General features: G+C 33.5%; 24 protein-coding genes, 1 pseudogene and 1 riboswitch. Of the genes and pseudogenes, 20 read left to right on the forward strand and 5 right to left on the reverse strand.

The genetic code is table 11. The annotated features are described in order from the left end of the window. Nucleotides 1-10: 10 nt before the first annotated feature. Nucleotides 11-787 (reverse strand): SGNH/GDSL hydrolase family protein, encoded by a 777-nt coding sequence (locus tag AC4G3N_RS10620; RefSeq protein ID WP_491090167.1) that lies wholly within the window; start codon nucleotides 785-787, stop codon nucleotides 11-13. Between the two features lie 192 nt (nucleotides 788-979). Here AC4G3N_RS10620 and AC4G3N_RS10625 point away from each other — a divergent pair, with 192 nt between their 5' ends. The 19 genes and pseudogenes from AC4G3N_RS10625 to AC4G3N_RS10715 form a co-directional block, all read left to right on the forward strand. Further along, nucleotides 980-1,723 carry a YveK family protein gene (locus tag AC4G3N_RS10625; protein ID WP_491090168.1) on the forward strand — a complete coding sequence of 248 codons (744 nt, stop codon included), beginning with the start codon at nucleotides 980-982 and terminating at the stop codon, nucleotides 1,721-1,723. Further along, nucleotides 1,713-2,411 carry a CpsD/CapB family tyrosine-protein kinase gene (locus tag AC4G3N_RS10630; RefSeq protein ID WP_491090169.1) on the forward strand — a complete coding sequence of 233 codons (699 nt, stop codon included), beginning with the start codon at nucleotides 1,713-1,715 and terminating at the stop codon, nucleotides 2,409-2,411. The genes AC4G3N_RS10625 and AC4G3N_RS10630 overlap by 11 nt, the downstream gene beginning before the upstream one ends. A gap of 86 nt (nucleotides 2,412-2,497) precedes the next feature. Beyond that, complete coding sequence (locus AC4G3N_RS10635; protein WP_491090170.1) at nucleotides 2,498-3,262, forward strand: tyrosine-protein phosphatase; 765 nt, start codon at nucleotides 2,498-2,500, stop codon at nucleotides 3,260-3,262. A gap of 300 nt (nucleotides 3,263-3,562) precedes the next feature. Further along, a complete protein-coding gene (gene galU / locus AC4G3N_RS10640) occupies nucleotides 3,563-4,438 on the forward strand; it encodes a UTP--glucose-1-phosphate uridylyltransferase GalU (protein WP_491090171.1) in 876 nt (291 codons plus the stop codon). A 60-nt stretch (nucleotides 4,439-4,498) separates the two neighbouring features. Next, the gene (locus tag AC4G3N_RS10645) at nucleotides 4,499-6,325 is read left to right on the forward strand and encodes a polysaccharide biosynthesis protein (protein ID WP_491090172.1); all 1,827 of its coding nucleotides are present in this window, start codon (nucleotides 4,499-4,501) and stop codon (nucleotides 6,323-6,325) included. 287 nt (nucleotides 6,326-6,612) lie between these two features. Further along, on the forward strand, nucleotides 6,613-7,836 hold the full coding sequence (locus AC4G3N_RS10650; RefSeq protein WP_491090173.1) for a DegT/DnrJ/EryC1/StrS family aminotransferase: 1,224 nt from the start codon (nucleotides 6,613-6,615) through the stop codon (nucleotides 7,834-7,836). An 81-nt stretch (nucleotides 7,837-7,917) separates the two neighbouring features. Next, on the forward strand, nucleotides 7,918-8,577 hold the full coding sequence (locus AC4G3N_RS10655; protein WP_491090294.1) for a sugar transferase: 660 nt from the start codon (nucleotides 7,918-7,920) through the stop codon (nucleotides 8,575-8,577). A gap of 43 nt (nucleotides 8,578-8,620) precedes the next feature. Further along, on the forward strand, nucleotides 8,621-9,370 hold the full coding sequence (locus AC4G3N_RS10660; RefSeq protein ID WP_491090174.1) for a glycosyltransferase family 2 protein: 750 nt from the start codon (nucleotides 8,621-8,623) through the stop codon (nucleotides 9,368-9,370). Nucleotides 9,371-9,393: 23 nt separating this feature from the next. Further along, complete coding sequence (locus AC4G3N_RS10665) at nucleotides 9,394-10,173, forward strand: glycosyltransferase family A protein (protein ID WP_491090176.1); 780 nt, start codon at nucleotides 9,394-9,396, stop codon at nucleotides 10,171-10,173. A gap of 1 nt (nucleotide 10,174) precedes the next feature. Further along, a complete protein-coding gene (locus AC4G3N_RS10670) occupies nucleotides 10,175-11,134 on the forward strand; it encodes a glycosyltransferase (protein WP_491090177.1) in 960 nt (319 codons plus the stop codon). A 123-nt stretch (nucleotides 11,135-11,257) separates the two neighbouring features. Next, entirely contained in the window at nucleotides 11,258-12,400 is a 1,143-nt protein-coding gene (locus tag AC4G3N_RS10675) for a glycosyltransferase family 2 protein (protein WP_491090178.1), read from the forward strand. A 22-nt stretch (nucleotides 12,401-12,422) separates the two neighbouring features. Further along, nucleotides 12,423-13,655: an O-antigen ligase family protein gene (locus AC4G3N_RS10680; RefSeq protein WP_491090179.1), complete on the forward strand. Its 1,233-nt coding sequence runs from the start codon at nucleotides 12,423-12,425 to the stop codon at nucleotides 13,653-13,655. After that, on the forward strand, nucleotides 13,652-15,004 hold the full coding sequence (locus tag AC4G3N_RS10685) for a lipopolysaccharide biosynthesis protein (RefSeq protein WP_491090180.1): 1,353 nt from the start codon (nucleotides 13,652-13,654) through the stop codon (nucleotides 15,002-15,004). The genes AC4G3N_RS10680 and AC4G3N_RS10685 overlap by 4 nt, the downstream gene beginning before the upstream one ends. A gap of 72 nt (nucleotides 15,005-15,076) precedes the next feature. Beyond that, a complete protein-coding gene (locus AC4G3N_RS10690; RefSeq protein WP_491090181.1) occupies nucleotides 15,077-15,619 on the forward strand; it encodes an acyltransferase in 543 nt (180 codons plus the stop codon). 283 nt (nucleotides 15,620-15,902) lie between these two features. Continuing rightward, nucleotides 15,903-17,264, forward strand: coding sequence for a UDP-glucose dehydrogenase family protein (locus tag AC4G3N_RS10695; RefSeq protein ID WP_491090182.1), 1,362 nt, complete (start codon nucleotides 15,903-15,905; stop codon nucleotides 17,262-17,264). Beyond that, nucleotides 17,261-18,298 (forward strand): GDP-mannose 4,6-dehydratase, encoded by a 1,038-nt coding sequence (locus tag AC4G3N_RS10700; protein WP_491090183.1) that lies wholly within the window; start codon nucleotides 17,261-17,263, stop codon nucleotides 18,296-18,298. The genes AC4G3N_RS10695 and AC4G3N_RS10700 overlap by 4 nt, the downstream gene beginning before the upstream one ends. Nucleotides 18,299-18,736: 438 nt before the next feature. Then, entirely contained in the window at nucleotides 18,737-19,726 is a 990-nt protein-coding gene (galE, locus tag AC4G3N_RS10705) for a UDP-glucose 4-epimerase GalE (protein ID WP_491090184.1), read from the forward strand. Nucleotides 19,727-20,249: 523 nt separating this feature from the next. After that, entirely contained in the window at nucleotides 20,250-20,816 is a 567-nt protein-coding gene (locus tag AC4G3N_RS10710; protein ID WP_491090185.1) for a helix-turn-helix domain-containing protein, read from the forward strand. Then, a pseudogene (locus tag AC4G3N_RS10715) lies at nucleotides 20,774-21,646 on the forward strand (IS3 family transposase); the annotation flags it as partial. The gene AC4G3N_RS10710 and the pseudogene AC4G3N_RS10715, both read left to right, overlap by 43 nt. Before the next feature lie 48 nt (nucleotides 21,647-21,694). Here AC4G3N_RS10715 and AC4G3N_RS10720 read toward each other — a convergent pair. Both AC4G3N_RS10720 and AC4G3N_RS10725 read right to left on the reverse strand, forming a co-directional pair. Next, on the reverse strand, nucleotides 21,695-21,826 hold the full coding sequence (locus tag AC4G3N_RS10720; RefSeq protein ID WP_302621340.1) for a hypothetical protein: 132 nt from the start codon (nucleotides 21,824-21,826) through the stop codon (nucleotides 21,695-21,697). A 16-nt stretch (nucleotides 21,827-21,842) separates the two neighbouring features. Continuing rightward, a riboswitch (cyclic di-GMP riboswitch) is annotated at nucleotides 21,843-21,934 on the reverse strand. Between the two features lie 727 nt (nucleotides 21,935-22,661). Continuing rightward, nucleotides 22,662-23,723, reverse strand: coding sequence for an acyltransferase family protein (locus AC4G3N_RS10725; protein WP_491090186.1), 1,062 nt, complete (start codon nucleotides 23,721-23,723; stop codon nucleotides 22,662-22,664). A gap of 264 nt (nucleotides 23,724-23,987) precedes the next feature. On the opposite strand from AC4G3N_RS10725, the gene galU (AC4G3N_RS10730) reads away from it, so the two are divergent. After that, on the forward strand, nucleotides 23,988-24,866 hold the full coding sequence (gene galU, locus AC4G3N_RS10730; RefSeq protein WP_491090187.1) for a UTP--glucose-1-phosphate uridylyltransferase GalU: 879 nt from the start codon (nucleotides 23,988-23,990) through the stop codon (nucleotides 24,864-24,866). A gap of 63 nt (nucleotides 24,867-24,929) precedes the next feature. Here galU (AC4G3N_RS10730) and AC4G3N_RS10735 read toward each other — a convergent pair whose 3' ends face one another. Next, a complete protein-coding gene (locus tag AC4G3N_RS10735) occupies nucleotides 24,930-25,106 on the reverse strand; it encodes a hypothetical protein (protein ID WP_491090188.1) in 177 nt (58 codons plus the stop codon). A 138-nt stretch (nucleotides 25,107-25,244) separates the two neighbouring features. Continuing rightward, nucleotides 25,245-25,565, reverse strand: a complete 321-nt coding sequence (locus tag AC4G3N_RS10740; RefSeq protein ID WP_491090189.1) for a hypothetical protein — start codon at nucleotides 25,563-25,565, stop codon at nucleotides 25,245-25,247. Nucleotides 25,566-25,655 lie beyond the last annotated feature (90 nt).

Raw genomic sequence — 25,655 nt, forward strand, 5'->3', positions numbered from 1 at the left:
CCACTCAATTTTAAATTCCAAACAACTCAAAAACCTCTTCACTCCAAATCTGAATTCCTTGTTCATTCGGAGCGCTTTTATCCTCTTTCAAATACTCCATCAAATCGGCTTCATTATTATAATCAGGCCATTCTGTCCAGTGATCAATATACGTGATGTTATTATCTGCTGCATATTCCTTTAAGGCATCTACTTGTTGTGGGTAGATGATTGCGTTTGGAATAGGGTGAGGCGGCATCAGAATGACAAAAAGATCTTCGTTGATAGACTTCATCTCTTGGATAATTGTTGAAATATTTTTGTGATTTTCCTCCACTTCCACGACTCCGTTATCTGCCAATGTGAAACCTTCAAGAATCAGAACATCAGGGTTAGCATCCTGGTAATCGCTGATTAGACCTTCGTTTATTAATTCAGTGGATGTACCGTTAAATTCTATATAAGTTACCGCGATGCCCTCTTCAAATTCTTCTTGTAATTCCTGACTAATCGTTTTCCCTAGGCCGTTATCTTGATTCCCCAATGCTTTGGAACCTGCAATCAAAACGTTAGCTTTTTCATGCTTACTGATTCCTTTTTCAAGTGCGTTCTTTAACTCTTGGTTTTTAACATTCTTATATAAAGAGCCGATGCTCTTTTCTGTGTTCATTTCTTTTTTTTGTTCAGTTGGCTTTTTTTCACTCTCCATCGCTACAGTTTCTTCAATTTGATTGTTCCAGCTGGTTTGTCCGAAAACTAAAACAATGATAGTGAATAAGGTAAGTAAAAGCGTTGTTATATATTTCATTTTCATCATCCTCCACATTGACAAATTTATTATAATAATATAATTAATAATATATTATATATTTTTTGAATTAAAATAAAAATCCACTATTTTTACAAGTTTAATCAGTATTTTGTAAAATTACATAAAAAGTAAGGTGCTAAAAAAGATATTGTAGTATAATATATATTATTATTTTAATCGGAGGACGAAATGGAAGAAACTATTAGCTTGAAGGATTTGTTTGCAACCTTAAAAAAACGCGCATGGTTCATCGCTATGATTACTGTTTTGGCCATTTTGATAAGCGGAGTAACAAGCTTTTTTATTTTGACTCCAATCTATCAATCTTCTACACAGCTACTTGTTAATCAGGCTAAAACAGACCAAGCTGCGTATAACTACAATGAGGTTCAAACAAATCTGCAACTCATTGAAACATATAATGTCATTATGAAAAGTCCAGCTATATTGGATAAGGTAATTAAGGAACTTGGATTAGAGCTATCAGTAGACGAGCTCACTGAAAAAATTAAGGTAGCAAGTGAACAGAACTCTCAGGTAGTAAACGTATCAGTTACAGATGAGGATCCACACATAGCTGCCAAAATAGCCAATACCACAGCAGAAGTTTTTAAAGAAGAAATCGTTGAAATCATGAATGTAGATAATGTCAGCATCCTTGCGAAAGCAAAGGTTTCAGATAATGATTCACCGATTAAACCTCAGCCATTACTTAATATTGCGATTGCGATGGTAGTAGGATTGATGGTCGGTGTTGGGTTAGCATTTTTGATGGAACATTTGGACCATACAATTAAAACCGAGCAGGATATCGAGAGAATCCTTGATTTACCGGTTATTGGTGTGATTGGTGTTATTGAAGCGGATAATACGCAAATAGAAGCGAGAGCAAGAACGAAGCGATCAGGAAGAGGTGGGCAGCATGGCGCGTAATAAGGGAAAACAAACAGGAAATCGAAATCAACGAAAACTAATCACCATGTGGGATGCAAAATCGCCGATCTCAGAGCAGTATCGTACGCTTCGGACAAACATACAGTTTTCCTCGGTTGATGAAGAGATTCAAACGATGTTAGTAACGTCTGCTGGACCGGCAGAAGGAAAATCAACCACTGCAGCTAATATTGCGGTTGTCTTTGCCCAACAGGGAAAACGTACGCTATTTATTGATGCCGATTTACGTAAGCCTTCTTCACACTACACGTTTTCTTTTACAAATACTTTTGGATTAACAAGTGTTTTAACGAAACATTCGAGTTTAGAAGAAGCTGTTAATGTTATTGAACCGCTTGGTCTGCATGTGTTAACGAGTGGCCCAATACCTCCAAATCCAGCAGAGTTATTGTCATCTAAAGCAATGAAAGAGCTGATTAACGAGGCGAAGAATGACTATGATTTGATTATTATTGATACTCCGCCTGTAACAGCAGTAACGGATGCCCAGATTATTTCAAGTCTTTGCCAAGGTATTGTGTTGGTAGTCAGCAGTGGAAAAACTCTGATAGAGGATGCAATCAAAACAAAGGAACTATTGACTAAAACGGGTACTAAAATTCTTGGTGCGGTTCTTAATAACAAACAAATGAAAGATAATACCTATTATTACTATGGTAATCATTAAAGTATTTCTATAGATACTATCTTCGGGTGTGAGTGAAGCATATCCAGTATACGACAATATTACACTAACTAAGGGGTTGCGCAAGAATGATTGATATACACAGTCATATATTACCGAATCTTGATGATGGGGCTAAAAGTTTGGAAGACTCATTAAATATGGCTAGCCTAGCCGTTAGTAATGGCATAGAGACTATTGTTGCAACCCCTCATCATAAAAATGGAAAATACGAAAACGGAAAAGAAAATATTCTATCCTCAGTTAAACTACTAAACGAAGAGTTAGGAAAGAACCAAATACCTCTAACAGTCTTACCAGGCCAAGAGGTACGAGTTTATGGGGAACTGCTTGATGATATGGAGCAGGGATTCATACAAACTGTGAACGATTCTTCCTATCTATTAATAGAATTTCCCTCAAACTATGTTCCCAGGTATGCCAATACCTTATTTTTTGATTTACTCCAACGCGGAATAAATCCTATATTGGTTCATCCTGAACGGAATGCAGCCATTCTTGAAAATCCGAACTTACTATACGACTTTGTACAACAGGGTGTCAGTACGCAAATCACGAGTGGTAGTATTGTTGGTAAATTCGGTAAGAAGATCAAGAGGTTATCTATAGATTTCATTGAAGCAAATCTTATCCATTTTATAGCATCTGATGCGCACAATGTTTCGTCCAGACAGTTCTGGATGAACGAAGCGTTGGATGAACTGGAGAAACAGTTTGGATTGGATCAAATCTATTATTTTCAAGAAAATGCAGAGTTACTCATAAACGGGCAGACAATCATGAGAGAAATGCCGCAGCCAGTCAGAAAGCGTAAGTTTTTTGGACTGTTTTAATGATGAGTCATGAAGGTGATGCCTCCTAGCCTTTATCAAAGGAGGCACTCGGCCATGCTGTGGGGAGCCAAGAAGCTTCCTTAGATGCAAAGTCATCGATAGGATGGTGTGAGGGTGGGTTAGATGCCCTGTTTTTAATTTATATAAGGATAAGTATTTTAAAGTATTGATAACTTATACAATCAATAAAAATTATTAAACAAATTAAATAAAATGTCTAACTCTTTTGTATGTACTTTTCAAAAAAAAAAGAATTTACAGCTATAAGTATCTACTTAACCTTTGGAAGGAGAAACAATTTTGAAAAAAGTAAGAAAAGCAATTATACCTGCTGCCGGCCTTGGAACGCGTTTCCTACCAGCCACAAAAGCAATGCCAAAGGAAATGTTGCCGATTGTGGATAAGCCGACAATTCAATATATCGTTGAAGAAGCGATTGAATCTGGAATAGAGGATATTATTATCGTAACCGGTAAGGGAAAGAGATCCATCGAGGACCATTTCGATCATGCGTATGATTTAGAGAATAACTTGATGGAAAAGGGTAAGTTTGATCTTCTCGAAAAAGTACAGGCATCTTCCAAGGTCGATATCCATTATATTCGCCAGAAAGAACCAAAAGGATTGGGACACGCAATATGGTGTGCGCGTAAATTCATTGGAGATGAACCATTTGCTGTCTTACTTGGTGATGATATTGTCCAGGCAGACAAACCTTGCCTTCGTCAGTTAATGGATGAATTTGAAAAAACCCTTTCTTCTATTATCGGTGTGCAGCATGTACCAATGGAAGAAACGTATCGATACGGCATTATTGATCCGATTGAGCAAAATGGAAGCCGTTATCAGGTGAAGAGTTTTGTGGAAAAACCGGAAAAGGGAACGGCTCCATCTAATCTAGCTATCATGGGAAGATACATACTGCGACCGGAAATCTTTGCATTTCTGGGAGAGCAAAATATTGGTGCTGGAGGAGAGATTCAGCTGACAGATGCAATTCAAAAGTTAAATGGAATTCAACGGGTATTTGCGTTTGATTTCAACGGAAAACGATATGACGTAGGAGAAAAATTAGGTTTTATTGAAACATCAATTGAGTTTGCGCTACAGGATGAAACATTACGCGCTGATTTATTGCGTTTTATGGAAGAAAAATTAAATTTAATAAAAAAATAAACTATTTTGGAGATAGACCGGACTTTGTATCGGTCTTTTTTTGAGGAGAGAGGTTAGAAAGTGACATATCGAAAAAGGTTGACCACATTGGTCTTATTAGACTCCCTTATCGTGTTGACAGCTATATATTGTAGTTACCTTGTCCTTCATCCGTATTTAGAAATTTTCAGAATGGAAACCTTATTGACCACCTCTCTGGCATTATTGCTCAGCCATCATTTGTATGCATTTGTTTATAAACTTTATAACAAGGCATGGGAATATGCGAGTATACGTGAGTTAATTGCAATTGTAAAAGCTGTATCATTTACGATTTTAACGACTGCTATCATTCAATTAATTATTTTTCAAGATATTTATGTACGAGCATTGGGAATTACCTGGATGCTACATATTCTCCTGATTGGTGGGTCGCGTTTTTCGTGGAGAGTATTCAGAGATCGATATATCAACACATCAGATGAAACAAAAAAGCGTACATTGATTATCGGAGCTGGTACAGCTGGAACAATGATAGCGAGACATCTGCTTCATAAGATGGATGCTAATTTAGTACCCGTCGCCTTTATTGATGATGATCCGAATAAGCAAAAGCTTCAATTCCATGGATTACCGGTAGTGGGCGGGACTGCCGCTGTTCCAATGGCTGTTGATTTACATGATATTGAAGTTATCATTATAGCGATTCCATCTATGTCAAAGGGTGAAATAAAGAGGATTTATGAGGAATGCACGAAAACAACAGCGAAGATACAAATTATGCCGATGATTGAAGAGGTAATGTCGGGTAATGTTTCAGTCACGCATTTTAGAGATGTTGAGGTTGAAGATTTATTAGGGCGTGATCCAATAAATCTGGATATTGATAGCATTTCTGATTATGTAGAAGAAAAAACTGTTCTGGTTACCGGTGCTGGTGGATCGATTGGTTCAGAAATTTGTCGTCAAATATGCAAGTTTACTCCGGATAAACTCCTTTTGTTGGGACATGGAGAAAATAGCATTTATCTAATTGATATGGAATTACGTAAACAATACGGTGAATCGATAGAAATTATTCCTATTATTGCTGATATTCAGGATCGGAAGAGGATTTTTGAAATAATGGATCGGTACAAGCCGGATGTAGTTTATCATGCGGCAGCTCATAAGCATGTGCCGATGATGGAATTTAATCCGAAAGAAGCTGTGAAAAATAATATTATAGGTACGAGAAATGTCGCAGAAGCCGCAGATATTTTTGGTGTTAGTACGTTTGTAATGATTTCAACTGATAAGGCAGTAAACCCACCTAATGTCATGGGAGCTACGAAGCGTTTTGCGGAGATGATTATTCAAAATTTGGCGAAAGAAAGCAAGACGAAGTTTGTCGCGGTACGGTTTGGAAATGTATTGGGTAGCCGAGGCAGTGTTATTCCTTTGTTTAAGAAACAAATTCAAGCTGGTGGTCCTATAACAGTTACACATCCTGATATCACGAGATATTTTATGACGATTCCGGAGGCTTCGCGGCTTGTAATACAGGCAGGCGCTTTAGCTGGTGGAGGAGAAATATTTGTTTTGGATATGGGAGAACCAGTCAAAATCGTTGACTTGGCTAAAAATCTTATCACTCTTTCTGGCTATACGGTAGATGAGATTGGAATAAAATACTCTGGATTAAGGCCTGGTGAGAAAATGTTTGAAGAGCTTCTTAATGAGGATGAGGTTCAGAAGCGGCAAGTGTTTCCGAAGATTTTTATTGGTAAGGCAGAGCCTATGGACAAGCAAGAACTTTATGATGTAATTGAAACGCTTCTTGATAAGAATTCGGTTGAGATGAAGGATACACTTGTTAGAATTGCTAATACTAAATTTAATAAGAATTATTCATTAGTGGTTAGTTGAAAATTAGTTAAAAAGACGCAAAAGTATAGTCGATTTTTCAACGCAATTAGATAACTAAATAATATGGTTCTAAAGTTACGAAAAAATATCGATATTTCTTATAAATAAATTTCTTATGTTATTGATATTGTTGGATTCTAGATTATTGAAAGGAAAATAATTAAGTCATGTGACATTGATTGAACGGTGTACATGATAGAAAAAGGCTAGGATAGAATTCAACATAATTGTCTAAAAGTAAAAGTCTATTTCATCTTGTTCTAAGGAAAAAAAGAGAGGATTGTAAAATGATTGATATTGAATTAAGAAATATACCGTTTTCTCCACCAGATATAACTGACAGGGAAATTGAAGAGGTTATAAAAGCATTAAAATCTGGTTGGATTACAACTGGGCCAAAGACAAAAGAATTTGAAAAAGAGATAGCAAAATATATCGGGGTTAATAGAGCAGTTTGCTTAAATTCTGCAACAGCGGCTATGGAACTTACTCTCCGTATTTTAGGTATAGGCCCGGGAGATGAGGTAATAACTTCAGCCTATACTTATACTGCTACTGCTTCTGTTATAGAACATGTTGGGGCAAAGATTGTACTAGTTGATACTGCACCAAATTCCTATGAAATGGATTATTCAAAACTTGCAGAAGCAATTACGGAAAAGACAAAAGTAATCATACCAGTTGATATCGGTGGTAAGATGTGCGACTACGATACTATATATGAAATAATAGAGAGAAAAAAAGGGCTATTTAAGCCTAATAATGAACTTCAATATTTATTTAATAGAGTAATTGTGATGGCAGATGCAGCACATGCTTTTGGTGCTGAGAGAAAAGGAATGAAGTGCGGTCAAGTTGCTGATTTTACTTGTTTCTCTTTCCATGCTGTGAAAAATCTAACAACAGCTGAAGGAGGTGGCGTTGTATGGAGAAATGACCGCGGACTTAATGATGAGTGGCTTTATAGGCAATTCATGTTATACAGTCTTCATGGGCAATCAAAAGATGCGTTTTCTAAATCACAAAAGGGTGCATGGGAGTATGATATTGTTTATCCAGCTTATAAATGCAACATGACAGATATTGTAGCTGGTATTGGATTGAGTCAATTAGATAGATATGAAGGTCTCTTAAATAGACGTAGAGAGATTATTAAAAGATATGATAACGAATTATTGCCATTAGGTATAGATTGTTTAAAACATTTTTGCGATGAATTTACCTCATCGGGCCACCTTTATTTGATGAGAATCCCTGGAATAAGTGAGGAAGATAGAAATACAATTATAGATAGGATGGCTGAGGTAGGAGTTGCTTGTAATGTGCATTATAAGCCATTACCTATGTTTATGGCCTATAGGAATTTAGGGTTTGATATTAAAGATTATCCAAATGCTTATAATCAGTATATTAATGAGATTACACTTCCTCTCAATACTACCTTAAGTAATGAGGATGTAGTGTATATAATAGATAATTTAAAATTGATAATTAAAGAGGTATGTAAATAGACCTAATAATAAAAAAGGGGGATTAGAAGGAAGGAGTAATTAATATTGTTACTAGTAAAATGGGATGAATTACCTAATAACATGAAAAATGAAGAGGTTAAGAAGTACTATGATAAATTAGATAAAAAACGGATTGAGATATTTATCAAAAGAGTTTTCGATATAATATTTGCTAGCTTATTTCTAATTATTTTATTTCCTCTTTTCGTATTTATAGGCTTGGTTATAAAGGTGGATTCAAAGGGGCCAGTTATGTTCCGGCAGATAAGGGTAACGCAATACGGACGGCAATTTAGAATCTATAAATTCAGAACGATGGTAAATAATGCCGATAGGCTTGGAGAACAGGTAACTACTGAAAATGATAATAGGATTACAAAAGTGGGTAAGGTTTTAAGAAAACTTAGGCTTGATGAACTTCCACAATTGCTTAACATTATTTCTGGTGATATGAGCTTTGTAGGGACAAGACCAGAAGTTGTAAAATACGTAGAAAATTATACAAAGGAAATGATGGCTACATTATTATTGCCAGCAGGTGTTACTTCTGAAGCGAGTATTCGGTATAAGGATGAGGGTAGACTTTTAAGCAATACTGATGAAGTGGACGAAATTTATGTCAGTAAGATTTTACCAGAGAAAATGAGGTGCAACCTAAAAAATCTGGAAAACTTTAGTTTTATGGATGATCTTAAAACGATGATTAAAACAGTATTTGCGATTATAAAGATAAAGAAGTGAGAACGCTGTACTATTGCTAAAATAAGAACGAGGTTAGGATGTAATGAACGATACAGTATCAATAATAACACCTACTTATAATTGTGGTGAATATATCAGTGAAACGATAGAATCAGTAATCAAACAGACATATAAGAAATGGGAGATGATTATTGTAGATGATTGTTCAACTGATAATACAAAGGAAGTGGTAGAGAGATATAGTAAACAAGATAACCGTATAAAATATTATTTACTAAAACAAAACTCGGGAGCAGCAATTGCAAGAAACAAAGCAATGGGTTTGGCTCAGGGTAAGTATATGGCTTTTTTGGACAGTGATGATCTATGGAGTGAGGACAAATTAGAGCGACAAATCTCTTTTATGAAAAGGAATAATTATGCTTTTACATGTACTGCTTATGAACAGATTGATAAAAATAGTATTCCTTTAAAAACAGTAATAAAGACAAAAATTAAAACGAATTATAATGGTGTTCTATTAAGTTGCCCTATCGGAAATTCCACCGTTATCTACGATGTTCAAAAACTAGGCAAGTTCGTTGTTCCAAATATAAGAAAGCGAAATGATGATGCTTTATGGCTCCAAATACTTAAAAAGGAAAAGTATATATATGGAATGAATGATGTACTGATGAAATATAGAATTAGAAAGAATTCAATCTCTAGTAATAAAATTAATTTGATTAAATACCACTGGGTATTGTATAGGGAAATAGAAAATTTATCAATCATTCGCTCAATTTTTCATATTTTACTATGGATAATTATAAAAGTTTTTAAAATTAAATAACGGTTTTAAAAAGGAGAAAATTAATGAGTTTACAGGTATTGGTAGCCACTATGGGCCAAAAAGATCATAGTTTATTAGATAAAATAAATATTCAATCTGATGCTATTGTGGCTAATCAATGTGATAGGAATGAGATCGAGGAATTAGAATATAATGGGCATAATGTGAAATACTTATCCTTTTCAGAAAAAGGAGTGGGTTTAAACCGTAACAATGCATTAATGAGGGCAAAATCTGAAATATGTCTTATTGCAGATGATGATATAATTTTAGAAGATAATTATAGTAGGATAATTGAAGAGAGTTTCAGAGAAAATCCAAAAGCTGATGTTATAGTTTTTAATTTAAGGGAAAATTCACAATCTAGATTTCTCATTAAAAAAAAGTTTAAAGTGAGATTTTATAATTATATGAGATTTGGCGCAACTAGAATATGTTTTAGAACCAAAAGTATTACTAGGAACGGAATAACTTTTAATCTCCATTTTGGAGGGGGAGCAGAATTTAGTAACGGTGAAGATACTTTATTTTTAAATGATTGCTTAAAGAAAAAATTAAATATAATTGCAGTTCCCCACTACATTGCCAGTCTAACAGATTCAAGAGAATCAACATGGTTTGAAGGTTATACAGATAAGTATTTTATGGATCGAGGAGTTTTGTTTTACTATATTTCTAAAAAGTTTGGTTGGTTACTTTGCTTACAGTATTGCTTCCGTCACAGGAACTTATTTAAAGATTCTAAGACATTTTGGGAGGCATTTCAACTTATGATAGACGGTATAAGAAGTGTAAAAAGGTGATATGATGAATCCTATAATAACAATTGTAGTTCCAATTTATAATGTAGAACAATATATAGAAAAATGTGTAAATAGCTTAATTCAACAAACATACAAAGATATTGAAATTATTTTAGTGGATGATGGGAGCCCAGATAACTGCCCGGAAATCTGTGATTACTATGAGAGTATAGATTCTCGTATTAAAGTTATTCATAAAGAGAACGGTGGACTTTCCGATGCAAGGAATGTTGGTATAAGGAATGCGAGAGGCAAATATATTCTCTTTGTTGATGCTGATGATTTTATTGAGAAAAAGGCATGTGAACAGTTTGTTTCTGTGATTATTAATAAAAGCCCAGATATAGTTGTAGGAAATGGAATAAGAATTGAAAATAAGAAGCAAGTACAAATGAAGCATAAATATATAACGGGAGATATAGAAGTCACAGGAAAGCAATATTTGAAAAATGAATTGAAAACAAGAACTATGTATATGGCGGCATGGTTAAATTTGTATAAAAGGGAATTCTTAATAAAAAATAAATTGGAATTTGAAGTGGGCTTACTCCATGAAGATGAACAGTTTACACCAAGGGTATTTTTAAAAGCTACTAAAGTTATTGGAACTGATTTTTTGTTTTATAACTATTTAATAAGAGATGGTTCAATAACTACCTCTGATAATAAGATTAGGAATGCAAAACATATTATTAGGATATGTTCTGAGTTAGAGAAAATATATACATTAATAAAAGATGACGAATTAAGAAAGTTACTCATTGATAGCTTAGTTAGTAAATATTTGAATGCATTTCAAATTGCAGGTTTATACAAGGAAGAATACTCATGCCTATTAAATAAGTTCTCTGTGAAAGGTAAGGGTTATAGTAAAAAAAATAAATATAGAGTAGCTCTTTTTCATTTTAATAAGAAATTATATTATTATATATTCAAATTATTCTATTGGTGTAAAAATTAGAGAGGATTGAGCTATTTGACATCTTTTGGATGATTTAAGAGTTTTTCCATAAGAAATTAATATAATTATATTTATACAATTGCAATCTTACTTTGGTCAATAATTAATTTAGGGTGTGTAAATATGTTGAAAATTGTTTTTAAAAGTTTTCCGTTAGGATTTCGGATATATTGTAGAGAACATCTAGGATATAAATATCCTTGGAAACTACTAAAGTTTAAAAAAAAATTAAGGGTTATTTATAAGAAATATAAAGCCAATAATACAGACAAGGGTTTAGCGATAAAAGATGATGCGTACAGATGGTATAGATCTTTTGGGAAATTTTTAAATGCGCACCCTGATAAATATGAAGTTGCATTAGAATTCTTTAAAAATAACATTAAATTATTGAAATCAACAGAACAAACAAATTTGAAATCAAGAGTTATATTAATTTCTGTGGTTAAGAATGATTTATTAAAGATAAAAAAAATGGTAGAACATCATCGGAATTTAGGTATTAAACATTTCGCTATAATTGATAATTGTTCCACAGATGGAACCAAAGAATGGTTGGAAAAGCAAAAAGATGTAGACTTATTCTTAATCGAAGATAAATATACAACAAATAAAAGAGAAGCGTGGATAAATAGGATCATTGCATATTACGGTATAAATAGGTGGTATATAGTTGTAGATTCAGATGAATTATTTGCATTTCAAAATATGGAGAATAAGAGTATTGATACTCTTTTAGATTTTTGTGAAGAGAATTCTATACAACGACTACGGGCAATGATGATAGATATGTATGCAGAGGATTCATTTTATCTATTGGGGAATAAAGACGGTGAATATATTAAAGAGTGTAAATATTTCGATTTATATAGTTATAATCAGATAGAAAGAGATACGTTAGATTTGGTGACTGGAGGTCCTCGTGGTAGGATATTTAATCAGGAACCATGGTTAACAAAGTATCCTCTTTTTTATTTTGTAGAGGGTGATATACAAGGAAATTCCCATTTTTCATTTCCTTATAGACCGAATAAAAACACAAAATGTTATACTGCACTCTTACATTATAAATTCCTACCTAGTGATATGCCTAAATATAGGGAAATATCTAACAAAGGTAATTATTATAATGGGAGTGAACAGTATAAAGATTATATAAATGTAATAGATAGTTCGGGAATATCTTTTATAAATCAGGGATCTCAAGAGTATTTGAATTCTGAGTCATTGTATAAAATCCCTATTTTAGACAAAATAGATGATTGATAATTTATAAGGACAAGATACTATGAAGTTTAATCTTAATAAATTTAACATTTTATATCTGGGCATATTTATTATTCCATTCCAATTTTTAATGAATTCAAATTTATTTACTCTGATTTTAATGAGTATATCTGTATTAGGAATGCTTTTCTGTTTTAACATGGATAGTAAGATTCCCTTTACCATTTTTAATATAAGTTATTTTCTACTGATTATATATGGCTTGATTAGCAGCTATTTCACAAATGATACCACCTCTACTTATTCAATACTAATAGAAGTTACCCCATACTTTATTTATGCGGTATCATTGTCTTGGTTTTTAATAAATAATTCGAGATATTTATATGCAATAGAACAAATCTTTAAATTATTTTTAACAAGCACAACAGTTTTATCGATAGTAGTGGTTTTAAAAGATTTAGATGGATTTAATCAGTGGACCAGAATTGGTTACAATACTTTTGGTGGTCAATATACAGCCTACACCTATTATTTAATGATAAGTATTTGTATAGCATTTTGGTTATTAAATAAACAAGAGAAAGTGTATAAAAAAGTCTTTTTGAGTTTTCTAATTGCTTTCCTTTATACAATTTGTGTTTTTACTGCTGTTAGAAAGGCGATATTTATACCAATTGTATTCTGGATTGGTTATACAATTTTAAATTCTCGAAACAAAAGGAAATTAGTAATAGGAATATTAAAAATACTGATAGGCATTGTTTCTCTTATTATTTTATATTTTATACTTCTGCAAAATGAACATTTTGCCTCTACAGTAGGATTAAGAATGAATGGTTTTATAGCTGGCATAGTAGGAAGTGGACAAATAGATAATTCTTTTAATATTAGGCAGACACTAATAGAAAGTGCTATTGAGTGTTTTAAGGAATATCCTCTTTTTGGATATGGATTTGGAGCTTTTAGAGACTATGCTGATATAATGGTCGGAATTAGACTATATGCACATAATAATTATATAGAATTACTAGCATCAACAGGTATTTTTGGATTTAGTATTTACTACAGTTGTATTTTCTTGCTAACTAAGAAACTTTATAAATTATTTAAAGTATCTAGTGAATCAATTTATATATTTGGCATTGCATTTATCTTTTCATTATTAATTAATGACTTTGCAGTTGTTAGTTATCTTAGTCTACCTTATATTGTTTTACTCTCAGTTTTGTCTAGCTTATGTGCAAAAGGAAATATAAAAAATAATTACACTAATAAGGTAGAAGTATCATGAAAACCTATAAATCTTTTTTGATAAATAAATTAAGCAGTGCAGGTAAAATTTCATTAGGTACAATATTAAGTCAACTAATTTCATTTATGACACTACCAATATTTACGAGATTATATGGTCCATCGATAATTGGAGATTGGGCTTTAATCAATTCAATCTCTATTATTCTTATATCATTTTCAGATCTTGGATTAACCAATGCTATTATGATGAAGGAGAGTGAAGAAGATGCCGCGAGATTATATAGGATAATATCTAGAATAAGTCTTTTTGTATCTTCTATAGTAGGTATTGGCCTATATACTATAAATTTATCAACTAATAGTATAAGTAACAAGACCGTAACGTTTATTATAATCTTAATATTTTTCACTTTCATTTCTCAGCAGGTCCTTGTATGTCATACATGGTTAAACAGAAGAAAACAATATGATGTTTTAATGAAAAATCCGCTAGTGAATAATACTGTAATTACTATTTTTGGACTGTCTTTTGGTCTATTGGGATTTCAAGAGTATGGTTATTTTTTAAGTGTGATTCTAGGTCAATTGTTTTCGGTTCTTCATATGAAAAAACATTTACCGAAAGTTGCTATTCAATTATATTTTGATGATTACAAACAAATCTTAAAAAATAATAAACATTATGTTATGTTTCAAATGCCCTCAAATATTCTGATGCAGTTTAAAGGACAATTACCTACATTTTTAATAAGTGCAAATTTTGGCTCTGAAATGTTAGGATATTACTCTGTGGCGATACGAGTATTAAATATGCCTATTACATTTTTAGCTAGTTCATTAGGGAAAGTGTTTTTTCAGAAGGCTGCTGAAATCAAGAGAGAAAAAGGAAATTTGGGCTTATTCACACTAAACTATTTGGATAAAGCTATGAAAATTTCTTTTGTCCCCATTATTTTGATGTTATGTGTAGGGGATATAGGTGTTAAAATTTTATTCGGTGATGAATATTCAGTTTCCGCAAATATTTTACGAATAATGTCGCTCTATGCCTTTTTCCTATTTCTTTCAATGGCAGTTAACGGCATTGCTACTGTTATAGATAAGCAAAAGTATCTTTTATACTCAGGTGTATTTCAAATATTCGGTATTTTTATAGGGATTACTATAGGAGCGGTGGTTTTTAATAATATTTATATAAGTCTCTTGCTCTTAAGTATTACTTTTATTGTTATTCAAATAATTTATTTTTGTTATGTTTTTAGGGCAACTCAAGTTGAAATAAGCCAGTATTTGATACCCTTAATGAAGAAAGTGCTATTGATCATTGTCATATATTTGTCTTGTAGAAGTGTCCTTTTATATTTTGATTTTATAAGTACAATTTGAGAATAATCTTATTTGGTGAATTTTGTTAATTATTTTTTTTACACTTTAAATTAATTGAAGGAGATTTTTACATTGTATAATAGAATATTATTTAAAATTAAAATGATTTTTTATAAGAGGGTATTAAAAAAAGATACTATGGAATTATACGTGCAAAGATTTAGAAATAGCGGGGTGAAAATAGGAAATAATATGAGGGCGTTTTCGCCACCAAGTTCAGCAGAACCATACTTACTTGAGTTTGGGAATAATGTAACAATTAGTACAGGGGTAAAATTTATAACTCATGATAATTCTTCTATAAAAATTATACCTAATTCTACAGATATTTTTGGAAGGATAAAAATAGGTGATAATTGCTTTATAGGTCAAAATAGTTTGGTTTTACCAGGGGTGGAATTGGCAGATAATATTATCGTGGGTGCCGGAAGTGTAGTAACAAAGAGTTTTATAGAAAGAGGATCAATAATCGCAGGTAACCCAGCAAAAATTATAGGAAATATCAAAGATTTTAAAGGAAAATATAAAGATTTTGCTATGACTACTCAAGGATTAAGTTTTGAAGAAAAGAAAGAATACATACTTTCTAACGAAGATAGATTGATAAAGAAATAATAAGACTTATATATAAAGAAATCCATAAAGTAAATATTTCTTTATCTATCAGATAAGGTGAATTTGGACTACAAAAGTATCATTAACAATATTACTCTGATGACTGCAAGGATTTGATAACTTTGATCAGAAATGTAGATTTAACCTAGGTTCAATAAAAAAATAATTTAATCCTAATCTTAAAAAAGTGAGTTTAAAAAGGAAGAAATTTTGAAAGTGATAATGGCAGATCCTTATCATAATCTAAATATTCAATATAAATATGATGGAAGGAAGAGAGAGTATGTATAAAATAGCTGTAGCGGGTACAGGTTATGTAGGTTTAGTGGCAGGTGTATGTTTTGCAGAAAAAGGTCATCAGGTAACTTGTGTTGATGTAGATAAGAAGAAAGTAGAGATAATGAAATCTGGTATCTCACCAATCTATGAAGAAGGATTGGAAGAGCTAATGCAAAAGAACTACGCTGCTGGTAGACTTGATTATACAACAGATTATCACTCAGCATACAAAGATGCTGATGCTATTTTTATTGGCGTTGGAACGCCAGAACAACCAGATGGATCTGCTAATCTATCCTATATTGCAACTGTTGCTAGACAAATAGCTGAATCAGTAGAAAAAGACTGTCTGGTTGTTGTTAAATCAACTGTACCAGTTGGAACAAATGATAAAGTAGAGCAGTTTATCAATGATTTCCTAGTTAATGATGTAAGGGTGGAAGTTGCATCAAATCCAGAATTCTTGGCACAGGGTTCAGCTGTACATGATACTCTATATGCAGATAGAGTCATTATCGGTACGGAAAGCAAATGGGCTGAAGAAATGTTGAAGAACATGTATGAGCCATTCCACTTGCCAATCGTGTCAGTTAATAGAAGATCAGCTGAAATGATTAAATATGCTTCAAATGATTTCCTTGCTCTTAAAATATCCTATATGAATGATATAGCTAATTTATGCGAATTAGTTGGTGCAGATATTAAGGATGTCGCAAGAGGGATGAGCTATGACGAGCGAATTGGAAGTAAGTTTTTAAATGCAGGAATAGGTTTTGGTGGATCGTGCTTCCCTAAAGATACAAAAGCTCTTGAGTATATTTCTAAACAAAATGGCTATGAACTTAAAACTATTAAGGCAGCAATTGATGTGAACAAAGAGCAAAAGACTATGCTATATAAAAAAGCTACTAAAAGACTTATAACATTTAATGGTCTTAAGGTAGCAGCACTTGGATTAACCTTTAAGCCTGGTACAGATGATTTAAGAGAAGCTGCTTCTTTAGAAAATATTCCTTTGTTACTAGAACAAGGGGCAGATATATATGCTTTTGATCCAGTTGGAGCAGAGAACTTTGCTAAAGTATACCCAGAAGGTAAGACCGGAAAAGGGAGTATAACTTATGTATCCAGTCCTGAAGAAGCATTAAAAGATGCAAATGTATGCTTCATCTTTACGGAATGGGGGGAAGTAAAAGCAGTTACTCCTGAGGCTTATAAAAATCTGATGAGAACTTCCTTGGTATTTGACGGAAGGAATATCTATGGAGTAGACGAAATGAGTGAAGCAGGAGTTGAATATCATTCCATTGGTAGAAAAATAGGAATCCCTGCAGGTAACGAGGCAGTGAAGGAGTTGGCACATTGACACAAGCATACAACCAGTTGGACATAAATAAAACTTACTTTATTACTGGAGTAGCAGGTTTTATTGGATTCTATTTATCAAAGAAATTACTGGAACAAGGATGCAAGATAATCGGAATTGATAATTTAAATGATTACTATGATGTGAATCTTAAATACGCGCGCCTAGAACAATTGAAACCTTTTGACAACTTTACTTTTATTGAAGGGGATATTTCTGAAAAAGACACAGTCACAAAAGTATTTGAAGAGTACAAGCCGAATATTGTGGTAAATTTAGCTGCACAAGCGGGTGTGCGCTATTCGATTGAAAATCCAGATGTATATATTCAAAGCAATATTATTGGTTTCTATAATATTCTTGAAGCTTGCAGATACTATCCAGTGGATCACCTTGTTTATGCATCCTCCAGTTCTGTATATGGAGCAAATAAAAAGGTTCCATTCGAAGAAACGGACTTTGTAGATAACCCTGTTTCCCTTTATGCATCGACTAAGAAGTCAAATGAATTAATGGCTTATACTTATAGTCATCTGTATAAATTCCCTGCGACTGGACTTCGCTTCTTTACAGTCTATGGGCCAATGGGAAGACCAGATATGGCGTATTTCGGTTTTACAGATAAGTACTTTGCTGGGGAATCTATTAAGATTTTTAATAATGGCGATTTTGAGAATGACTTATACCGCGATTTTACTTATATAGATGATATTGTTGAGGGTATAGAACGCCTTCTAAATAACCCTCCAGATGGTTGCGAGACTGTTCCTCATAAGGTCTTCAATATTGGGAATAACAATCCTGAAAAATTGATGGTGTTTATTGGAACACTTGAGAAAGCTCTAAGTAAATCATTGGGAAGAGAAGTTACGTTTGATAAGATATTTGAACCAATTAAGCCAGGCGATGTACCTGCTACCTATGCTTCTACAGACCAGTTACAAAAAGCTGTTGGATTTAAGCCTACGACTTCCATTGAGGAAGGATTACAGAAGTTTACGGATTGGTATTGCGAGTATTATAAGGTTAAATAGGAAATTTTATCTTCCAAAAATAGTATAATATATTGGAGAGGGCATGTAGTCCTCTCTTTTTTCTGGAGAGAAAATATATTGAAACGATGAAAGAAGGACTTCTACCTATTTTGAATGGGTAGGGTTTTATCAAGAAGTCTTGCAAAGCATTTCCTTTGAAAAAAAGATGGTACAGAGCAGATTTTCAAGATTTGTAGGAATGAAACATTAGCTGAAATTGCTATTGTGGGAGTTATTATAGTGATTGAGGATTATTTACTTTTATTCGAGTTGTGGATGGACAAGGAAAAATTATTGAATTGCCTCGGTCGAACGTGTTGAAGAGGATTTAGATAATGTTGGGGAAAATAGAAAAGCTGAAGGTTGTTCAGAATAGCTTGATGAGCAAAGTGGAAGCTTTATGAAGGTAACATCAGTAAATAAGAAGAAGGTGTTAGGATGGCGATACTGATTACAGGGGGAGCTGGCTATATTGGCTCGCATGCAGTAAAGTACTTTTTAGACCAGAACGAAGAAGTGGTTGTTGTTGATAATTTACAAAGTGGGCATAGAGAGGCAGTAGAGGTTAATCATTTTTATGAAATTGATCTTAGAGATAAAAAAGCTTTAGAATATGTCTTTAAGACTCATAATATCGAGGCTGTTATTCATTTTGCTGCTAATTCATTAGTTGGAGAAAGTATGAGTAAGCCCTATGAATACTATCATAACAATGTATACGGCATGATGTGTTTATTGGATGTCATGAAGAACAATAATGTCAGTAAAGTAGTATTTTCCTCCACAGCGGCTACTTATGGTGAACCAAAGAATATTCCAATCCTTGAAGATAATGATACAAATCCTACCAACACCTATGGCGAAACTAAGCTTGCCATGGAAAAAATGATGAAATGGTTTGATCAGGGATACAATATTAAATATGTTTCTTTAAGATATTTTAATGCTGCTGGAGCTCATCGTAGTGGAAATATTGGAGAGATGCATGACCCGGAAACACATCTTATTCCATTGGTTTTGCAGGTTCCACTTGGTCAACGAGATAAGGTATATATGTTTGGTGATGATTATCCTACAGAGGATGGAACGTGCATCCGTGATTACATTCATGTAATGGATTTAGCATCAGCGCATTATCAAGCAGTAGAATACTTAAGAAAAGGAAATGCTAGTGATATCTTTAACCTTGGTAATGGAAATGGATACTCCGTCAAAGAGGTTATTGATGTAGCAAGACATATAACAAATCATCCTATCCCAGCAGAAGTTAAAGAAAGAAGAGCTGGAGATCCCGCTGTCTTAATTGCTTCGTCAAAGAAGGCAAAAGATATATTGGGGTGGAAACCGGAGTATGATTCTTTAGAAAAGATCATTACGGATGCTTGGAATTGGCATAAGAATAATCCTAAAGGTTATATGTCGAAATAATAGCTGGGTGTTGCACTAATTCAAAAGACTAGGATAGGAGTTAAACCCAGTATTCTCTAAATGTATCAAGATGTAAAATGGTTTACGGAGAATTATATAGAAGTAGATTATTTTATTTTCTTAATAAATAAGGAGTGTTTCAAATAGCGGATTAATCGTTACGATTTTTTCCGCTTTTTTACTATAAATAAGCCTCGAAAATATTCCTCCAACTCTAGTACTATTAAAAATAAATTCACAATATCCTCTAATAAGGGAAACTTGAATTTTAAACTGAGATAGCGAAGAAGATATAAAAAGTTTATAACCTTTATCTTTTATTCAAAATAATTTTGATATTCCGTTGTTTTTATGGAAAGCATTTTGGCTATTCATATTAAGGTATGTGTATGAAAAATTGCTACGTAGATAGAACCCTCTTTCTGCATCAAAAGATAAGAAGAATGAACATAAAAAAGAATGGAACCCATGTACTGCACCCCAAAAGTTAGAGTTAAAATCTAACTTTTTGGGGTGTTTATTTATGGTTAAATATAGTGAGAAATTTAAATTTATGATTGTGAATGAGTATCAAGATGGAAAACTAGGATATGACCTCCTGGCTGAGAAACATGGGATTAAGTCTAGTGCGCAGATTATAAGATGGGTGAAACTCTACAATAAATTCGGAAAGGAAGGATTAAGGAGGAAGAAGCGAAAGGGCGTTTATCCTGTTCAATTCAAGATGGATGTATTAAGCTTTATGAAAAGGACAGGTTCTTCAGAAACAGAAACAGCCCTACACTTCGGGATAACGAATCCTCCTATGATTGCTTCGTGGAAGAAGGCTTTTCTTGAGGGCGGAACCGAATCCCTGGATAAACCGAAAGGACGGCCACCCATGTCTGATAAAGCGAAGAATAAGAGAATAAATAAAAACACAGAACAAAATGAAATGACGTATGAACAAAAATTAGAAAGAGAAAATGAACTCCTTCGCTTGGAGAACGATTACTTAAAAAAGTTGAGAGCTTTTCGGATGGATCCGGAAGGCTATCTCGAAAAGCACAGGCAGCGTTATCATTCGAACTCAAAGAAAACTACCGATTAAAAGATGTGTTATGCACTGTCGGTCTGCCCGACTCTACCTATCATTATCATATAAAAGTAATGATGGAGAAAAAGAATCCGGACGAGGAACTTGAAGAGTATATTCAAGCCATTTTCGAGGACAATCATGGTAACTATGGATATCGTCGTATCCACCTGGAACTGAGGAACAGAGGAATTCAAGTGAATCATAAGAAGGTACAACGCCTTATGAAGAAACTTGGGCTCAAAGGAGATAAATTTAGAAGGAAAACACGCCGGTACAGTTCTTATAAAGGAAACGTTGGAACAGTTGCGAAAAACCGTATTCAACGGCGTTTTTATACAAGTATTTGTCATCAAAAGTTGGCCACCGATATCACGGAGTTTAAATGTAAAGATGGCGTAAAGCCTTACCTAAATCCCATCATGGATCTATTCAATGGCGAAGTACTTTCCTTTGGAATCAGCTTGCGCCCAACCTTGGAATTTGTCCTTCAACCTCTTGAAGAAGCGTTGGAATTTGTGAAAGACTCTCCCTTTAGGACAACCGTTCATTCAAATCAGGGATGGCACTATCAACATATAAAATGGGTGAAAACTCTAAAGAAAAACAAGATATTCCAAAGAATGTCCCGGAAAGGGAACTGTTTGGATAACTCACCTATGGAGAACTTTTTTGGTTTATTGAAACAAGAGATGTATTATGGAGAAGCATTATGTTCTTTTGAGGAACTTAAAAAGAAGATTGAAGAATATATCCATTATTATAATTACAAACGTATTAAAGCAAAATTAGCTGGTATGAGTCCGGTTGAATACCGTCTTCACACCAGCCAATTAACTGCGTAACAATAACCTAACTTTTGGGGGTCACTTCACCATAGTTCCATTCTTTTTTTACATATTGTATAGGAGCACTTGTAATCCTAAAATGATTCCGATAGCTACTACAATTAAGCCTGCATAGGTTGCAGTCTTTTTAAGTTTTCTTTTTCTGTACATTTCCTCAGGAGTTTGATAGTAATTCAATTTCGTGCCTCCTTGTTTTGGTAACTGGCTGACTTAGCTAGCATGAGACGAACCTTAGTCCCTTTAGTTTTGCGTCACTAGTTTTCGCTAGCTTTGCTTTTTCGACGTTTAATATAATGGTACAAAATGTATTAAATATAAAACAGGGACCAAAGTCACATTTTGTCAAAAGATAGAAGATAATTTTATGTATTATAACAATTTAAAAGATACCAGTATGATAAAGTAACTGTCAATACTGTTTTTTTTAATGGATAAATCTACCTAAACTCTGGATAATCCTCTTCTCCAATTACTTACAGTCATTGATTACTCTGTTCTGTCTTTATGACGTTTCCTCTCAATCTTCCAGAAAGCTCCCATAATAAATGGATGAATCAATTCGGCAACACTTCAGCATTCGCTGTCGCAGAACCTGCTAGAACATAAGTAAAGTAGCTTACATAGATAAGCATACTGCTCTCTCGGGAAAATTGGAGATGGTCCGGATATTTTTTTGTTATTTTAGAGGGATAGAATGGGATATGTAGTATTAGTTATATAAGTTGAAAAATAAAAACGGTGGGAAAGGATATATATATATAGAAGAATCGGGAATAGAGGCAATAAGCCTTAGAATAAAATATATAGAGGAACGTAAATTTGATTTATTAAAAGAGGCAAAAACCCCTTGAGCTTGAAATTATGCATTATATTTTCCCAGGAGACCAAGAGAGAAAACTTTACCTCTACCCGACGATAATAGACTGCTAAAAGTAATTCCAGCAGTCTGCAGAAGATTATATCATACTAATAATTATGATTTTTATATTCAACTTGAAGTTATCGTTTTAAATCATGAAATTCTATCTCTAGCTTGCAAGGTAGGGGTGACTGGTTGACCGTTAGAATTTTGTTTAGGTGCTGATTTTTTCAATTGTCCTATGATATAAGAGCCAAATGGCAAGAGTGAAATTAGTTTGATTAGACTCATACTGATTAGCAAGGAAACAAAAAATAAGGCTAATACTCTTGTTGATGTATGATCAAAGAAACCAGCAATATATGGTGCTACAAGCCGTTGAACCTGCCAATGAATTAAATAGATACCGAATGAATAATTACTAACTATATTGATAATACGATAATTAGGTAATTTTTGACCCCAAGCCAGGATCATTGCGCTTGTAATAATAACAAATAGTAGTAAATCGAATCTTTTGGATGATACGCTGGTATTTCCAGATTCATAGGAAATATACATTACGGCTAAAGAGATAACAAATAGAAGCACCGTCATCCATCTATACTTCATTAACATCTCTGAAACAATTTTATAATTTTTACCCACAGCATATGCAATAGTGAAGTAAGCAAACCAAGCAAGAAAAGGTATATGTATAGTCATTCCATATTGTGCTGAAAGCTCTGGATTTAGCCTTATCATATCTAAGTAAAATGACATTAGATATATACTTAATGGTATCATCCAGACCATAGAAAGCTTAAACTTCGTTACAATATAATGAAGAATATAAAATTGGAAAATAATCAGTATAAAGTATCCTTCATATCTGCCGAATACAGCATTATTAATAATCTTCTCTGAAAGGTCTGTATTTGGATTTAAATAAAACGTTACAAATGCATCAATTAAAGCGAAGGCTAAATAAGGAATAAAAATAAACTTTAATCTTTTCATCCAAAAGTTTTGAGGAAGTTTAGATGGATATCTATTAGCCAAAATAATCTCTGATAAAACGATAAATGTTGGAGTAGCATAACATAATAGCATCCTATAAAAATGATAGTTTGTTATCTCGGGATAGCCAATACTTCTGCCAATTTGAGTCGTACAATGTAATAAAACGATACTTAGACAAGCAATAACACGCAGTAAATTCCATTCTTTAATCACGATTCTACCACCTAATCATTAAATTCTGTCTTATTGTATCATTCATCGTTATCCTAATAAAGAAAAATGTGGAAAAATACAACTTGGGTCATATAGGTTAATAAAGTTAAAGAGATTATAAGGTATTTAAATAATGATGATAGTTAACTATTGATATTCAAATACTGAGATATTAAACAAGTTATACCGTTTTATCATATAGGTCTATTATTTAGTTGGGGTATTAGTTATAGAATGAATAATAATACTGAAAAGGGGATGCGTATGAAAAAAATTACGAAAGCCATCATACCGGCAGCAGGTCTAGGAACAAGATTTTTACCGGCAACAAAGGCCATGCCGAAGGAAATGCTGCCAATCGTCAATAAACCAACTATTCAATACATAGTGGAAGAAGCCGTTGCATCCGGGATTGAGGATATTATCATCGTAACAGGTAAGGGAAAGAGAGCGATTGAGGATCATTTTGATTATGCCTATGAATTGGAGCAAAATTTAAAGGAGAAGCGTAAATTCGATTTATTGAAGGAGGTACAAAAGCCTTCAGAGCTTGCGAATATCCACTATATCCGCCAAAAGGAACCGAAAGGTCTCGGCCATGCCATTTGGTGTGCTCGTAATTTTATCGGAGATGAGCCATTCGCTGTATTGCTCGGGGATGATATTGTCGTCCATGATAAGCCGTGCTTACAGCAATTGATTGAACAGTATGAGGTTCTTGATTCATCAGTTATTGGCATTAAAGCTATTCCTGAAAGTGAAACCGACCGGTATGGTATTATCGATCCTATTCAAATGGATGGGCGTTGCCATTTGGTAGGCAGTTTTGTGGAAAAGCCAGCGAGAGGAACTGCACCTTCGAACCTTGCTATTATTGGGCGATATATTTTTAAGCCAGAGATATTTGATTTTCTCGGTGAAATGGAAATAGGAGCGGGTGGTGAAATTCAGTTGACCGATGCTATTCAAAAGCTCAATCAGATTCAGCGTGTCTATGCCTATGAATTTGAAGGAGAACGATATGATGTAGGTGAGAAGCTAGGGTTTATCAAGACAACGATTGATTTTGCTTTGAAAAATGAAGAGCTAAGAGAGGATGTTCTAAAATATATTGCTCGGCTGATCGAAACGGAGAGAAGATGAGTTCGTTTTATGGATTAGAATGGTCAGAGCGTATTCCAATTCTACTCCATCTATATGAATGAATCATCCATTGGATTGTTCACCTGAAATATAAAATTTCTCTATTTCGTTAAGCTTTAAATGTAAGTCATAAATTTTATTGTTTAAATCCCTTTTCATATCGGGATTCGTACAGGAATCTGCTTTATTGATAAGGCGTTTTAGTCTATATTCATACCAAAGATGTTTTAGGAGTATCATTTTAGCACCTCCTTTTGTTCAGTATATAAAATATATATTCCCTTCTGATTCTAAAATAATCCTTTTGTCCTGAATATAGGCAAAAGGATGGATTCATTTTTACGGAAAAAAGACTGAACACTCTAAAGTCTAGTCAGTTCAGTCTCCTTTTTGTTCAATTAGAGGAGTAAGGTCCTGTAGTACCCCTTTTAATTCACTGCTTTGATGCTTCGAGTCATCATACACTTTTTTGATCACCTTTTGGGCTTCTTTTAGCTTTTTTTGCTGCTGGTCATTAATTGATTTTCGTTCATTCTCGAGTTGTGCTTTTTCTAGGCTCTGGTTTGCCTGATCCTCTGTGTATTGCTTGTACGCTTCTGCACGGGTCTCATCAATTCCCGCATAATAATGGTTATTCCCATAGACTAAAAATCCAATACACAGTAGAGCTGTTACACCTGTAATTCCTATTCGCTTCATAGATCACCTCTTATTCTTTTCCAAATATTAACACGTTAGTTTCCGTCTGAATAGGCTAATTCAGTAAGTTTTTTGGCGTCTGAAAAAGCC

It is taken from the genome of Bacillus sp. z50, from assembly GCF_058313585.1.

What these genes read in the sequence shown, in the direction of transcription:
- AC4G3N_RS10670 (WP_491090177.1), top strand. Translation starts at nt 10,175, where the DNA reads ATGATGAATCCTATAATAACAATTGTAGTTCCAATTTATAATGTAGAA.
- galU (WP_491090187.1), top strand. Translation starts at nt 23,988, where the DNA reads ATGAAAAAAATTACGAAAGCCATCATACCGGCAGCAGGTCTAGGAACA.
- AC4G3N_RS10665 (WP_491090176.1), top strand. Translation starts at nt 9,394, where the DNA reads ATGAGTTTACAGGTATTGGTAGCCACTATGGGCCAAAAAGATCATAGT.
- AC4G3N_RS10675 (WP_491090178.1), top strand. Translation starts at nt 11,258, where the DNA reads ATGTTGAAAATTGTTTTTAAAAGTTTTCCGTTAGGATTTCGGATATAT.
- AC4G3N_RS10655 (WP_491090294.1), top strand. Translation starts at nt 7,918, where the DNA reads ATGAAAAATGAAGAGGTTAAGAAGTACTATGATAAATTAGATAAAAAA.
- AC4G3N_RS10740 (WP_491090189.1), bottom strand. Translation starts at nt 25,565, where the DNA reads ATGAAGCGAATAGGAATTACAGGTGTAACAGCTCTACTGTGTATTGGA.
- AC4G3N_RS10650 (WP_491090173.1), top strand. Translation starts at nt 6,613, where the DNA reads ATGATTGATATTGAATTAAGAAATATACCGTTTTCTCCACCAGATATA.
- galE (WP_491090184.1), top strand. Translation starts at nt 18,737, where the DNA reads ATGGCGATACTGATTACAGGGGGAGCTGGCTATATTGGCTCGCATGCA.
- AC4G3N_RS10735 (WP_491090188.1), bottom strand. Translation starts at nt 25,106, where the DNA reads ATGATACTCCTAAAACATCTTTGGTATGAATATAGACTAAAACGCCTT.
- AC4G3N_RS10695 (WP_491090182.1), top strand. Translation starts at nt 15,903, where the DNA reads ATGTATAAAATAGCTGTAGCGGGTACAGGTTATGTAGGTTTAGTGGCA.
- AC4G3N_RS10630 (WP_491090169.1), top strand. Translation starts at nt 1,713, where the DNA reads ATGGCGCGTAATAAGGGAAAACAAACAGGAAATCGAAATCAACGAAAA.
- AC4G3N_RS10710 (WP_491090185.1), top strand. Translation starts at nt 20,250, where the DNA reads ATGGTTAAATATAGTGAGAAATTTAAATTTATGATTGTGAATGAGTAT.
- AC4G3N_RS10620 (WP_491090167.1), bottom strand. Translation starts at nt 787, where the DNA reads ATGAAATATATAACAACGCTTTTACTTACCTTATTCACTATCATTGTT.
- AC4G3N_RS10635 (WP_491090170.1), top strand. Translation starts at nt 2,498, where the DNA reads ATGATTGATATACACAGTCATATATTACCGAATCTTGATGATGGGGCT.
- AC4G3N_RS10685 (WP_491090180.1), top strand. Translation starts at nt 13,652, where the DNA reads ATGAAAACCTATAAATCTTTTTTGATAAATAAATTAAGCAGTGCAGGT.
- AC4G3N_RS10680 (WP_491090179.1), top strand. Translation starts at nt 12,423, where the DNA reads ATGAAGTTTAATCTTAATAAATTTAACATTTTATATCTGGGCATATTT.
- AC4G3N_RS10660 (WP_491090174.1), top strand. Translation starts at nt 8,621, where the DNA reads ATGAACGATACAGTATCAATAATAACACCTACTTATAATTGTGGTGAA.
- AC4G3N_RS10625 (WP_491090168.1), top strand. Translation starts at nt 980, where the DNA reads ATGGAAGAAACTATTAGCTTGAAGGATTTGTTTGCAACCTTAAAAAAA.